Origin of the sequence: Streptomyces tagetis (genome assembly GCF_018069565.1) — a bacterium.
GTDB classification, from domain to species: domain Bacteria; phylum Actinomycetota; class Actinomycetes; order Streptomycetales; family Streptomycetaceae; genus Streptomyces; species Streptomyces tagetis.
The window spans coordinates 725,703-738,423 of sequence record NZ_JAGPNL010000002.1 but is presented as its reverse complement, the minus strand read 5'-3'; the positions used below and the strand labels follow the sequence as shown (position 1 = coordinate 738,423).

At 76.0% G+C, this 12,721-nt stretch carries 12 protein-coding genes; 4 read left to right on the top strand and 8 right to left on the bottom strand.

Features of this window, described 5'->3' with window-relative positions; translation table 11 throughout:
* Positions 1-87 precede the first annotated feature (87 nt).
* Both J5Y05_RS11385 and J5Y05_RS11380 read right to left on the bottom strand, forming a co-directional pair.
* A complete protein-coding gene (locus tag J5Y05_RS11385) occupies positions 88-1,080 on the bottom strand; it encodes an Acg family FMN-binding oxidoreductase (protein WP_210871130.1) in 993 nt (330 codons plus the stop codon).
* Positions 1,081-1,148: 68 nt separating this feature from the next.
* Positions 1,149-2,105, bottom strand: coding sequence for an NAD(P)-dependent alcohol dehydrogenase (locus J5Y05_RS11380; protein WP_210871128.1), 957 nt, complete (start codon positions 2,103-2,105; stop codon positions 1,149-1,151).
* Positions 2,106-2,272: 167 nt separating this feature from the next.
* On the opposite strand from J5Y05_RS11380, the gene J5Y05_RS11375 reads away from it, so the two are divergent.
* On the top strand, positions 2,273-2,956 hold the full coding sequence (locus J5Y05_RS11375; RefSeq protein WP_210871125.1) for a TetR/AcrR family transcriptional regulator: 684 nt from the start codon (positions 2,273-2,275) through the stop codon (positions 2,954-2,956).
* 52 nt (positions 2,957-3,008) lie between these two features.
* Here J5Y05_RS11375 and J5Y05_RS11370 read toward each other — a convergent pair whose 3' ends face one another.
* Positions 3,009-4,079 carry a zinc-dependent alcohol dehydrogenase family protein gene (locus tag J5Y05_RS11370; protein ID WP_210871123.1) on the bottom strand — a complete coding sequence of 357 codons (1,071 nt, stop codon included), beginning with the start codon at positions 4,077-4,079 and terminating at the stop codon, positions 3,009-3,011.
* Positions 4,080-4,346: 267 nt separating this feature from the next.
* Here J5Y05_RS11370 and J5Y05_RS11365 point away from each other — a divergent pair, with 267 nt between their 5' ends.
* Positions 4,347-4,925 carry an Rv1733c family protein gene (locus J5Y05_RS11365; protein WP_210871121.1) on the top strand — a complete coding sequence of 193 codons (579 nt, stop codon included), beginning with the start codon at positions 4,347-4,349 and terminating at the stop codon, positions 4,923-4,925.
* 97 nt (positions 4,926-5,022) lie between these two features.
* Positions 5,023-5,823, top strand: coding sequence for a dienelactone hydrolase family protein (locus tag J5Y05_RS11360; protein WP_307853844.1), 801 nt, complete (start codon positions 5,023-5,025; stop codon positions 5,821-5,823).
* Positions 5,824-6,053: 230 nt separating this feature from the next.
* Here J5Y05_RS11360 and J5Y05_RS11355 read toward each other — a convergent pair whose 3' ends face one another.
* From J5Y05_RS11355 to J5Y05_RS11335, 5 genes are all read right to left on the bottom strand, one after another.
* Positions 6,054-6,962: a universal stress protein gene (locus J5Y05_RS11355; RefSeq protein WP_210871120.1), complete on the bottom strand. Its 909-nt coding sequence runs from the start codon at positions 6,960-6,962 to the stop codon at positions 6,054-6,056.
* A 5-nt stretch (positions 6,963-6,967) separates the two neighbouring features.
* Positions 6,968-8,011, bottom strand: coding sequence for an alcohol dehydrogenase AdhP (adhP, locus tag J5Y05_RS11350; RefSeq protein ID WP_210871117.1), 1,044 nt, complete (start codon positions 8,009-8,011; stop codon positions 6,968-6,970).
* Between the two features lie 272 nt (positions 8,012-8,283).
* The gene (locus tag J5Y05_RS11345; RefSeq protein ID WP_210871115.1) at positions 8,284-8,892 is read right to left on the bottom strand and encodes a DoxX family membrane protein; all 609 of its coding nucleotides are present in this window, start codon (positions 8,890-8,892) and stop codon (positions 8,284-8,286) included.
* A 229-nt stretch (positions 8,893-9,121) separates the two neighbouring features.
* Positions 9,122-10,846: a sensor histidine kinase gene (locus tag J5Y05_RS11340; protein ID WP_210871113.1), complete on the bottom strand. Its 1,725-nt coding sequence runs from the start codon at positions 10,844-10,846 to the stop codon at positions 9,122-9,124.
* Positions 10,847-11,046: 200 nt separating this feature from the next.
* Positions 11,047-11,739 carry a response regulator gene (locus tag J5Y05_RS11335; protein WP_210871110.1) on the bottom strand — a complete coding sequence of 231 codons (693 nt, stop codon included), beginning with the start codon at positions 11,737-11,739 and terminating at the stop codon, positions 11,047-11,049.
* A gap of 403 nt (positions 11,740-12,142) precedes the next feature.
* Here J5Y05_RS11335 and J5Y05_RS11330 point away from each other — a divergent pair, with 403 nt between their 5' ends.
* On the top strand, positions 12,143-12,598 hold the full coding sequence (locus J5Y05_RS11330) for a pyridoxamine 5'-phosphate oxidase family protein (protein WP_210871108.1): 456 nt from the start codon (positions 12,143-12,145) through the stop codon (positions 12,596-12,598).
* Positions 12,599-12,721 lie beyond the last annotated feature (123 nt).

The window sequence follows — 12,721 nt, the reverse complement described above, 5'->3', positions numbered from 1 at the left end:
GTGGACCTCCGTTCCGGATGATCCTCTCAGGGCCCGGGGATGTGCCGGGCGGCCGGGGCGGGGTCTCGCGGAGGACGCCGGGACCCCTCACGTGATCTCCAGGACCTCCCGTACCGGGCGGCGGGGGCTCGCGGGGCCCCGGGGCCCGTAGCCGAGGCGCAGCACCATCTGGACCTGACCGGCGCCGGACCCGGGGTCGCGCACCAGCCGGCGCAGGTCCCGTTCCTCCAGGGCGTGGGAGGTCAGGGAGGTGACCAGTCCGGCGAGGGTGGCCTCCAGCAGGACCCGTTCCAGGGCCTGGCCGGCGCGCAGCCAGTCGGCGGGCCGGTCCTCGGGGGTGCTCAGCAGGGCGAGGAGCGGGGTCTGCTCGAAGGACGCGGCGCCCCGGTCGGCCACCGGCCGCTCCCCGGCGAAGTCCCGCACGGGGGCCCTGCCGCCCGCCTTGCGCGGCCCGAAGGCGTACTCGGGGACGCCGTCCGTCGCCGAGGCGGCATCGGGTCCGAGCCGGGTCCAGCGGTCGATTTCCTCCCGGGCCGCCGGCGTCATGGCCTCCCGGCTCTCCGCGTCCCGGACCAGGTCGAGCACGGTGTCGGTGTGCCAGGGGTGCGGGAAGACCAGTTGGGCGCCCTCGCGCGCGGCGGCCTCCACCAGCAGGTCGAGGACCGCGGCGGGGACGGCCTTCTCGGTGAAGGGGTAGCGGCTGGCGTGCCGCTGCCTGATCGCCGGGTACAGCGGGGCCAGCGCGGCGTCCGGCGGGGTGCCGTCGGGCTCGGCCAGGTCGACGGCGGCGAGCAGGAAGGGGACGTCCGGTTCGGGCAGCGGCCGTACGCGCGGATCGAGCCCCGCGTGCACGGCGGCCACGCGCAGGTTGAACAGCGCCGTGCCGCAGCCCAGGTGCAGGGCCCGCTCGTCCGGGTCGGAGCGCGGCATGGCGCGCTCCGGATCGGCGCTCAGCAGCAGCCGGCGCTCCCCCGCGAGGAAGCGGAACCGCCAGGGCTGCGCGTTGTGCATGGAGGGGGCGGCGGTGGCGTCGGTCACCAGCGCGGCCACCGTCTTCTCGTCGAGGGGCCGGGGAACCATGGGTGTCCTCCTCCCGACAGGCTGCTCCCAGTGTCCCCCAGGGACGCCGTCCGTGCCGGGTCCTGGCGTCAGTCGACACGGACGACGTGCTTGCCCCGGACGCCGCCCGCCTCCAGGGCCCGGTGGGCTTCGGCCACGGCGCCGAGCGGGTGGACGGTGTCCACGACGGGGACTACGTCGCCGCGCTCCGCGTACCGGGCCAGTTCGGCGAGGAGGGCGCTGTCCGGGTTGCCGCTGAAGAACCGCACGCGGCCGGAGCCGTGCACGGCGGAGGCGAGGAGGTAGCCGAGGCTGCTCGCGGGCCGGTCGAGGTCGAAGGCGATGGCGACCATGCGTCCGCCGGGGGCGAGCAGCCGCCGCCAGGCGCGGTGCCCGGTGCCCACGGTGTCCAGGACGACGTCGAATCGGCCCAGGCCGGCGGGGTGGGCCGTGGTGTGGTCGTGGACCTCGTCGGCGCCGAGGCTCCGGACGAAGTCCAGGTTCCGGGGGCCGGCCAGGGCGGTGACGTGGGCGCCGAGGGCCTTGCCGATCTGTACGGCGACGCTGCCGACGCCGCCGGAGCCGCCGCGCACCAGGAGGCGTTCGCCGGGCCGCAGGCGGGCCTTGTCGCGCAGGCCGGTCAGGGAGGTGGTGCCGCCGGCGAGGAGGGAGACGGCCTCCTCCGGGGAGAGGTTGCCGGGTGCGGCGGCGAGCCGGCGGGGCCGGACGACGACGTACTCCGCCAGGGTGCCCAGGCGGCGCCCGAGCAGGCCCCACACCCGCTCCCCCGGCGTCACGCCCGTCACCGAGGCCCCGGTGCGGACGACCTCGCCGACGAAGTCGATGCCGACGGTCTGCGGGAAGCGCCGGCCGGTCAGCAGGCGCAGCCTGCCCGCGCGGGCGGGCAGCTCGCCGCCGTTGACGCCGACGGCGCGGACCCGTACCAGCACCTCGCCGGGGCCGGGCTCGGGCCGGGGCAGGCGTCCCTCGTACAGGACCTCCGGGGGGCCGTACCGGTCGAAGAGGGCCGCGCGCATGTCGTTCATGGTCCGTCCGTTCGGGCTGTCGAGGGGTGGCGGGGTCGCCGTCAAGGCCGACAAGGCCGACAAGGGGGGTGGAGCGAGGTTCGGGCGTGGGCCCGTCCGCCGCTGCCGTCTCCGACGCTAACCCGGGAACCGGACGACCCCCTCCACTTCCGGCTAAAGTGAGAGACATGCCTGGTCATCCCTCTCACAACCGGGACGCACGGCCCGTCGCCGACGCGCCCTCGGCGCTGCGGTCGGACGCGCGGGAGAACCGCGAAAGGGTCCTGAAGGCCGCCCGCGCGGCCTTCGCCGAGCAGGGCCTCGACGTCCCGCTCACCGCCGTGGCCCGCCGCGCCGGGGTCGGGGTCGCCACCCTGTACCGGCGCTTCCCCACCCGGGAGGCGCTGGTCACCGCCGCCTTCGCGGACCAGCTCGCCGAGTGCGCGGCGGTGCTCGACGCGGCGCTGGCGGACCCCGATCCCTGGCGGGGCCTGTGCGCGCTGGTCGAGACGGTCGGCTCGCTCCAGGCGGCCGACCGGGGTTTCACCGCCGCGTTCCTCGCCCGGTTCCCGGACGCCCTCGACCACCACCGGGAACGGGCGCGGGCCGAGCGCGGCCTGACCCTGCTGGTCCGGCGGGCGCAGGAGGCGGGCGCCCTGCGCGCGGACTTCGACCCGAGCGACCTCGTACTCCTGCTGCTGGCCACCGACGGGGTCACGGCCCGGACCGGACCGGCCGCCGCGGCGGCCTCGCGCCGTCTGTCCGCCTATCTGCTCCAGGCGTTCCGGGCCGGTCCCCACGCCCCGCTGCCGCCGCCCGCGCCGCTGGACCTGCGCCAGCTCCACGTGCCGACGGCGGCACCCGGCACCTGACACCCACGGGAAGGAGACCGGGGCGGGCGGGAAGGAGACCGGGGCGGGCCGGTCAGGCGTCCGCCACCGGGATCACCTCCCGTTGCTCCCCGCCGAGCACCACCTTGAGGGCCCCGGTGTCGGCGGCGCCCGCGAAGACGTCGTACGCCTCCTGCATCCGCTCCAGTGGGAAGGTGTGGGTCACCATGCGCCCGGTGGGCAGCCGGCCGGCCGACGCCATGCGCAGCAGGGTCGGGGTCGTCCGCGTGTCGACCAGGCCGGTGGTGATGGTGACGTTCTTGATCCAGAGGTCTTCCAGGTGCAGCGTGGCCGGGGCGCCGTGCACGCCGATGTTGGCGACGTGCCCTCCGGGGCGGACCATACGGGTGCACATCTCGAAGGTCTCCGGCACGCCCACCGCCTCGACGACCACGTCCGCGCCGAGCCCGCCGGTCAGATCGGCGACGAGCTGGCCGGGGTCCTCGCGGGCGTCGGCGACCGCGTCGGCGCCGAAGGCGGTCGCCGACTCCAGGCGGGACGGGGCCAGGTCGACGGCGACGATCCGCTCGGGCGAGAGCAGCCGGGCCGTCGCGATCGCCGCCAGCCCGATGGGCCCGGCGCCGACGACGACCACGGTGTCGCCGGGGCGGACCCGGCCGTTGAGCACGCCGATCTCGTAGGCGGTGGGGAAGATGTCGGCCAGCATCACGGCGTCCTCGCTGCGCAGCGCGCCGGGCAGCGGGTGCAGGGACAGGTCGGCGAAGGGGACGCGGACGTACTCGGCCTGGGTGCCGTCGACGAGGTGGCCGAGAATCCATCCGCCGCCGCCCAGGCACTGGCCGTAGGTGCCCTCGCGGCAGTAGCGGCACCGGCCGCACGGGCTGATGCAGGAGACCAGGGCCCGGTCCCCGGGGCGTACGGTGCGCACGTCGCCGCCCACCTCGACGACCTCGCCGACCGCCTCGTGGCCGAGGACCGTCCCCGGCCGGACCTCGGGGACGTCGCCCTTGATGATGTGCAGGTCCGTCCCGCAGATGGTCACGGCGCCGACCCGCACGATGGCGTCGGTGGCGTCCTTGACGGACGGGTCCGGGACCTCTTCCCAGGCGGCCTGTCCGGGACCGTGGAAAACGTAGCCTTTCATGCCGATCCTCACCCTCTTGCTCGATCACTGGGAGGCCGGAACCGGCCGGCGGGCGCCGGCCGGGCCGAGCCGGGGCGGCTCGGCGGCGGGATGACCCCGCCGTTCCAGCTTGGCCGAGGACCGGCCGCCCCGCATGGGCCGGGCGGACCGGGCCGGCCGGCCCGAAGGGTCCGTTCGGCCCCACCGACGCCCCCTCACCGGCCCAAGACCTCGGAGCGCGGCCCGTGCCACGGTCGAATTCCAGGGGGAAACGAGGAGGTGCCGCTCATGTGCGGCGGCGAGGCCAAGAGGAAGCGGCTGTGGCGGTGGCGGCGCAATCCGCTGCGCCGGCGCGTCGACGCCGTCGAAGCCTGGATCGTGCTGCTCGTGTGGGCCCTGATCGCCGTCGGAGGGACCCTCGCGGGCCTGCTGACGGCGCACGCCGCGGACGCCTCGTTCGCGCGCCAGCGCGCCGAACGGCAGCCCGTACGGGCCGTTCTGCTCGCGGACGTGCCGCAGAGCGCGTCCCCCACCCAGACCGCCTACCGCGCCCTGGTGAAGGTCGGCTGGACGGCGCCGGACGGCACGTCCCGGACCGGCGAGACGCCGGCGACGTCGGGGCTGCGGGCCGGTTCGTCGATCACGCTCTGGCAGGACCGGGACGGCTCGCTCACCGGGCAGCCGGCCGATCCGGCCGACGCGTCCGTCGAGTCCGCGCTCTACGGCGCCGGGGCGGCCGTGGCCGTGGCGGGCCTCGCCTACGGGAGCGGGGCCCTGGTGCGGTGGCGGCTGGACCGGCGGCGCCTGGACGAGTGGGCCCGCGAGTGGGAGCGGGTCGGCCCGCGATGGAGCCAGCGGACCGGCTGACTCACGGGACGGCTCCCGCCGGGCGCGACCGGCACGGGCGGGAGCGCCGCCCACTCCGCGGCGCGGCGGCTCCCGCCGGAACCCGAGGAGGTGGCACATGATCCGCGACGACCACCGATACGACGTCCCTCCCGTTGACGGCCCGCCCCCGCGCGACCGGCGCGTCGGTGACCGGCCGCCGGGCGACGGGCCCCCGGGTGATCCGCCCGTGGACGACCGGCCCGTGGTGGTCCCGGCGACTGCCGGAGGACCGTGGGAGCGGCCCCCGGGCGAGGTCGCGGTGCCTGTCGGCCCGGCCCGGCTCACGGGCCGTCTCGTCCTGCCCCCGGGCGCGGGGAGCCTGGTGGTCCTCGCGCACGGCAGCGGTTGCAGCCGGTACAGCCCGCGCAACCGCCACCTGGCCGCCGCCCTCGGCCGGGCGGGCCTGGGCACCCTCCTCCTCGACCTGCTCACCAGCGGCGAGGAACGCGCCCCGGACGCCCTGTTCGACATCCCCCTGCTGGCCGGACGGCTGAGCGAGACCACCCGGTGGCTCGCCCGGGAGACCGGCCTGCCGGTGGGGCTCCTCGGCGCCGGCACGTCCGCGGGGGCGGTTCTGGAGGCGGCGGCCGGGGACGGCGGCGTGCACGCCGTGGTCTGCTGCGGCGGCCGTCCCGACCTGGCCGGACCGGCGGCCCTCGCCCGGGTGCGGGCCCCGACGCTCTTCGTCGTCGGCGCACTGGACGCCCGGGTGCTCGGGCTGAACCGGCTCGCCGCCGGCCGGCTGCGCTGTGAGCACCGCCTCGCCGTGGTGCCGGGCGCCACCCGCCTCTTCACCGAGCCGGGCGCGCTGGAGGCGGTCGCGCGGCTGGCGGCCGGCTGGTTCACGGCGCACCGGCCACGCCCGGCGATGGTGTGACCGGCCCGCCCCCGAGGGCCTCCACCACCGGAGCGCACCCGCCGGGGACCGCCGCCTCCCGGACAGTGGGCGGTCATGTGCCCTCCGTCCGGGAGGCGGGTGACGCGTACCGGCCGGGAAGCGGGTGACGCGTACCGTCCGGGAGGCGGTGACGCGTACCGCGAGGGCCGGTGGAGCCGCCGGCCCTCGCCTGGTCCCCGCTCCCCGCTCGGCCGTTCGGGTGCGCGCCCTCAGTCGAGGGGCCCGAACTCCTCGCGTTCGGGGACGACCGCCACCGGGCAGGCCGAGTGGTGCAGCAGCCGGTGCGCGACCCGGCCGAGCTGGAGCCCCTGGAGCCCGATGTACCCGGCCCGGCGCCGGGCCCCGAGGACCAGCAGGTCCGCGTCGTACGAGGCGGCGAGCAGCACGCGGTGGGCCGGGCCCTCCACGGTGTGCCGGAGCGGTTCCAGTTCCGGCGGGGCCTCCTTCAGCGCCGCCTCCAGGGCGTCGGCGGCGCGTTCCTCGTGCAGTCGGGCCGGTTCCCCGGCCAGGAGGGGATGGTCGGCGCTCTCGTGCGCGGGGCACCGCCAGGCCCGTACCGCCACGAGGTCCGAGTCCCGCAGCCGGGCCTCCTCGCAGGCGAAGCGGACCGCCGTGGCGGAGGTCTCGCCGACGCCGACGACCACGCGGCCCAGCGGACCCGCGCCGCCCCGGTTGTCGTGGGCGCCGCGCACCACGATCACCGGGCGGTCGGCGTGGGCGGCGACGGCCAGGCCGACCGAGCCGAGCAGCAGGTCGGTCAGGCCGCTGCGGCCCCGGGTGCCGAGCACCACGGCGCAGGCGTCGCGGGCCTCCCTGACCAGCGCGTACTCGGGTTCCTCGGGCACCACGGCGGTGGTCACGGGCAGGTCGGGGTGGCGTCGGCGGGCGCGCGCGGCGGCGGTGCGGACGATGGCGCCGCCGGGCGTCCGGCCGGCCGGTCCCTCCTGCGGCCCGGCCTCCGGGGCGGTCTCGGGGACGGTCTCCTCGTACCGTTCCCACAGGGTGGCGTGGACGATCCTGAGGGGGACGTGGCGCAGGGCCGCCTCGTCGGCCGCCCAGTCGGTGGCGCGCAGGCTGGACTCGGAGCCGTCCACGCCGACGATCAGCGGGCGGGTCATCGGCGTCACCGTTCCGCGGAGGCGGCGCCGGCGGCGCCGTCGAGGTCGAAGACGATCCTGGCGCGGACCCGGCCGCGCAGCACCTCGTCGATGGACTCGTTGACGGTGTCCAGCGGGCGGGTCTCGTGGATCACGCGGGTGCGGCCGGCCGCGTGCAGCTCGAACACCTCGGCGAGGTCCTGCCGGGTGCCGACGATCGAGCCGATGACGGAGGTGCCGTTCAGGACGGTCTCGAAGATCGGCAGGTTGATGGTGCCGTGGGCGGGCAGCGCCACCATGACCAGCTTGCCGCCGCGCCGCAGGCCGGAGTTGACCGCGGTGAACGCGGACTCGTTGACGGCGAGCGCGATCGCCGCGTGGGCGCCGCCGTGGCCGCGGAGCACCTGGGCGGGGTCCTGGGTGCGGGCGTCGATGACGAGGTCGGCGCCGAGTTCGCGGGCGAGTTCGAGCTTCTCGTCGGTGACGTCGATGGCGGCGACGGTGGCCCCGGCGATCTTGGCGTACTGCACCGCGAGGTGGCCGAGGCCGCCGACGCCGGAGATGGCGACGAGTTGCGCGGGGCGGACGCCGGCGACCTTGAGCGCCTTGTACGTGGTGACGCCGGCGCAGGTGAGCGGGGCGGCGGCGAAGGGGCTGACGCCCTCGGGCACGGGCTGGGCGAAGTCGGCCCAGGCGAGCATCTTCTCGGCGTAGCCGCCGTCACAGCCGTACCCGGTGTTGACCTGGCTCTCGCACAGGGTCTCCCAGCCGGACAGGCAGTGCTCGCAGCGTCCGCAGGCGGTGCCCAGCCACGGCACGGCGACCCGCTGGCCCACGGTGAGGTGGGTGACGCCGTCGCCGACCTCCTCGATCAGGCCGACGCCCTCGTGGCCGGGGACGAACGGCGGGGTGGGCCGTACGGGCCAGTCGCCGTGGGCGGCGTGGATGTCGGTGTGGCACAGTCCGGACGCCTCGACCCGGACGCGTACCTGGCCGGGGCCGGGCTCCGGGTCGGGGCGTTCCTCGATGACGAGGGGCTTGCCGAAAGCCTGGACGACGGCTGCCTTCATGGCTGCTTCTCCTCACGCAGGTGCGTCGGCCGTGCGCGACGACGGCGACGGGGGCGGTGGCGTGGTGCGGGAACGCGCGGGCGGCGGGCCCGATGTGCGCGCCGGAGGGGGCGCGGCCGTCCGGTACGGCACGGGCTGTGCGCTGCGAGCATCGTGGCGGGCGGGGCCGGTGCGACAGGGGGCCACCGGTCCCCCGCCGGGGCCGGTCGGCCCCTGACGGGCCGGTGCGGCGGTCCCCGGGTGCGGGGGCCGCCGCGGTGGCGGGGAGGGGGTCAGCGGAGCCAGCGGTGGTCGCGGACGACGGGGAGGCGGGCCCAGGTCCGGCCGAGCCCGAGGGTGTCGCCGGCCGAGGCGGCGGCGAGGACGACGAGGAGGACGGCGTAGAGGAGGTGGTAGTCGGCGAAGGGGTTCGTCGACATGCTCGGCGAACCGTCCGAGAGGTGGCGGGCCGGCGGCCACTCGGCCATCCACATCAGCGCCATCATCACGGACCCGGCGAGGGCCGACAGGCGCAGGGCGACGCCGGCGATCAGGGCGACGCCGATGCCGAGCAGGCCGAGCATGAAGAGCCAGTCGGCCCAGACGGCGCCGGCCCAGGAGTGGAAGACGGACTCCAGCGGTCCGACCTTGACGGAACCGAGGAAGCCGCGGGTGGGCGAGCCGCCGTCGAGCCAGCCCTTGCCGGACGGGGTGGCGTAGCCGAGGCCGAAGACCTTGTCGAGGAAGGCCCACAGGAAGACGAATCCCATGAGCACCCGGGCGCCGGCGAGGACGCGGGCCAGGACGCCGGGGGTGGCGGTGGAGTCGGAGGCCGCCGGGCCGGTGCCGAGGGGCGGCGGGCGGTGGCCCTCTCTGTGCGGTGAGTGCTCGTGCACGGCCATGGCGGTGATCCCTTCGGGGACTGCCAGGGTGGTTCCTGGTAGTTCCCACTCTCGCCGTACGCAGGCGCTGACGCCCGACGCCGAAGGTCCGCGGTCCGGGGCCGAACAGCCCCGCGTACGGGGGCCGTTCGGTGGGTGGGCGAGGGGGTGTCAGCTCCGTCCGGCACGTGTCCGGCGCGTACCGGCAGGTGCGGCGCGCGCCCGGGGGCGCGGCGGGCCCGGGAGGGGGTCAGTCCCCGTCCGGCACCGGTACCCGCCACTCCAGGGTGGTCCCGCCCCCGTCCGGGGTGGAGAGCCGCAGTTCGCCGCCGAGTTGGGCGGCGCGTTCGGCCATGTTGCGCAGTCCGCTGCGGCGGCCTCCGGACGGTATGCCGACGCCGTCGTCGGTGACGGTCAGGCGCAGTTCGCGGCCGTCGGTCTCCAGGACGACGAAGGCGCGGCCCGCGCGCGCGTGCCGGGCGATGTTGGTGAGCGCCTCGGAGAGCACGGCGACCACGTGGTCGGCGATGCGGCCGGGGACCTCGGTGTCCAGCAGCCCTTCCATCCGCAGGCTGGGCGCGAAGCCCAGCACCGGGGCGGCCTCCCCGACCGCGCGGACCACGCGTCCGCGCAGACCGGCGCCGCCGTCCTCGCCGCGGGCGCGCAGTCCGAAGATGGTCGACCGGATGATCTTGATGGTCTCGTCGAGGTCGTCCACGGCCCGCAGCACGCGTTCGGAGGCGGCGGTGTGCTCGATGAGGCGGCCGGCGCTCTGGAGGGTCATCCCGGTGGCGAACAGGCGCTGGATGGCGAGGTCGTGGAGGTCGCGGGCGATGCGGTCGCGGTCCTGGAGGACGGCGATCTGCTCGGCGTCGCGGCGCCGTTCGGCGAGTTCCATGGCGAGGGCGGCCTGCGCGGCGAAGCCCTGGAGCGGTTCGGTCTCCTTCTCGGAGAAGGCGGCCTGGCCCGCCTGCCGCACCAGCAGGACGACACCGCGGACGCCTTTGCCGACGCCGAAGGGGACGGCGACGGCGGGGCCGAGTCCGGCGAAGCCGGGAGCGGCGGGCGAGACCCGCTCGTCCTGGTTGACGTCGTCGCAGCGGACGGGGGCGGCGGTGGTGAAGGCCCGGCCGGTGAGGCTGTCGTCGACGGGCAGCACCAGGCCCCGGTGCTCCTCCGCGCCCTGTCCGGTGGCGAGTTCGACGACCAGGGAGTCGGTGTCCTCCATGGGCATGGCGAGGACGGCGAGGGCGGCGCCGGTGATCTCCCGGGCCCGTTCGGCGATCAGCCCGAGCGCCTCGCCGCGCTCGCTGCCGGACATCAGGCTGTGGGTGATCTCCGCGTTGGCCCGGAGCCAGCGTTCGCGCAGCCGGGACCGCTCGTAGAGGCGGGCGTTGTCGATGGCGACGCCGGCGGCGACGGCGAGGGTGGACAGGACCGACTCGTCCTCCTCGTCGAACTGGGCGCCGCCCCGTTTCTCGGTCAGGTACAGGTTGCCGAAGACCTGCTCGCGGACCCGGATGGGCACGCCCAGGAAGGAGTGCATCGGCGGGTGGTGGGCCGGGAAGCCGTAGGAGGCGGCGTGTTCGGAGAGCTTCGCCAGGCGCAGGGGCTCGGGGTGGCGGATGAGTTCCCCGAGGATGCCGTGGCCCTCGGGGTAGGGGCCGATGCGGGCGATCTGCTCCTCGCTGATGCCGACCGTGTGGAAGGCGGAGAGCCGCTTCCCGTCCGGGCCGATCACGCCGAGGGCCGCGTACCGGGCGTCGACGAGGGCCGCGGCGGCCTCGACGATGCTGTGCAGCACCTGTTCGAGGTTGAGTTCCCGGCCGACCGAGAGCACCGCTTCCAGGAGGCTGTGCACCCGGTCCCGGGTGCCCCGGGCGGCGTCCAGCCGCGCCTGGAGCTCCTCCAGCAGCTCGTCGAGTCTGAGCTGCGGCAGTCGTAGGCGGGCCTCCGGCTCGTCAGGGCTCTCCACCAGTGGTCCTCCAGGTCCCTCCGACGCGCCGGCAGCCGTCCGTTCCGGTCTCCTGACCACGGTAGCGGTCCGGGCGGCCCGAGGGGGCGGGAGGGTGAAGGAACCGGGCGGCGGGACCGACCGGTCCGGCCGCCCGTCGCACCCCGGAGGCCGGGGAGCGACCGGGAGACGGCCGGGCAGCGGCCGGGAGACGGCCGGGGTCAGCGCCCGTCGTGCCGGAGCCGGTCCTGCGCCTGGGTGGCGATGACGGCGGCCTGGATGCGCCGCTCGACGCCCAGTTTGGCCAGCAGCCGGGAGATGTGGTTCTTCACCGTCTTCTCGGCGAGATAGAGCCGCTGGCCGATCTGCCGGTTGGTCAGGCCCTCGCCGATCAGGGCGAGGATCTCCCGTTCCCGGTCGGTCAGTCCGGGCAGCGGTTCCGGTTCCTGCTCCTTCTCCTGCTCGCCGCGGAGCCGGGCCATCAGCTTGGCGGTGGCGCTCGGGTCGAGCAGGGACTGCCCGGCGGCGACGGTGCGCACCGCCGAGACCAGGTCCGAGCCCTGGATCTGCTTCAGCACGTACCCGGAGGCGCCCGCCATGATCGAGTCGAGGAGGGCCTCCTCGTCGTCGAAGGAGGTCAGCATCAGGCAGGCGAGGTCCGGCATGCGCGAGCGCAGTTCGCGGCAGACGCTCACCCCGTCGCCGTCGGGCAGCCGCACGTCGAGCACGGCCACCTGCGGGCGCAGCGCGGGGACGCGGACGAGGGCCTGTTCGACGGTGCCGGCCTCCCCGACCACGGTGATGTCCGGCTCGTCGTCCAGCAGGTCGTGCACCCCGCGCCGTACCACCTCGTGATCGTCCAGCAGGAAGACCCTGATCGGGTCGTCACTGCCGGGCCGCTCGCTGTCCGCCATGAACACTCCTCGTCTGCGTCGTCTCCGCGGGCCGCCCGTGCTCCCGGCCGCCCCGCACGCACGCGAGAGGGCGCCCGGCGCCGGTGGCGCTCCGCACCGCGCGGCGGCCCGTCACCGAGCCTAGCGGGGTCCGGGGGCCCTGCGTCCCCCTCGGGACGTGCCGGGACCCGGGCGCGGGGCACGGCATGATCCGACCGGCGCACCGTAGGGCCGAACGGCCCTAGCAGGGGCCCGGTTCCCGGGGCTCCAATGAACTGAGCACCTCTGGACACCCGCGGGCCGCGGCGGGAGGTCGCCGCACCGGACCGGCCCCGTCATCCTCCCCCGGTGGCAGACCGCCCGGCCGCCTCGAAGGCCGAGCGGAGACAAGACAGTGAGCGATGAAACCGCACGAAAGCACGCCATGACTCTCGACAACGTCCGCTCGATCCCGGTCCGGCCCCGCCGCAGCACCGAGCTCGACAGCGAGGAGGCCCTGCGGCTGCTGGGCAGCGTCTCCCTGGGCAGGATCGTCTTCACCCAGCACGCGCTGCCGACGGTCCGCCCGGTCAACCACGTCCTGGACGACGGGGACGTCATCATCCGCACCCACGAGGGCGCGGCCCTGACCTCCCGGACCCGTACGGCCGGCGATCCTGGCGTCGTGGTCGCCTACGAGGCCGACGCGATCGATCCCGAGACGCACCTGGGGTGGAGCGTGGTGGTGACGGGGTACGCGCGGCTGGTGACCGACCCCCGGGACCTCGCCCGCTACCAGGCGATGCTGCGCCCGTGGGTCGAGCAGACGATGGACTACGCGATTCGCATCCGGCCGGATCTGGTCACCGGCATACGGCTCACCGAGGCCGACGGCGCCTGACCGCGTCCGGCCGCGCGGCGTGTGCCGCCGGCGTGGCCGAAAGCCGTCCTGCCCTCCGTTTCCTCCCCCGCTCCCCCGTGGCCCCCGGGTCCCCGTCACCGGACGGCAGGGCCCGGGGGACCC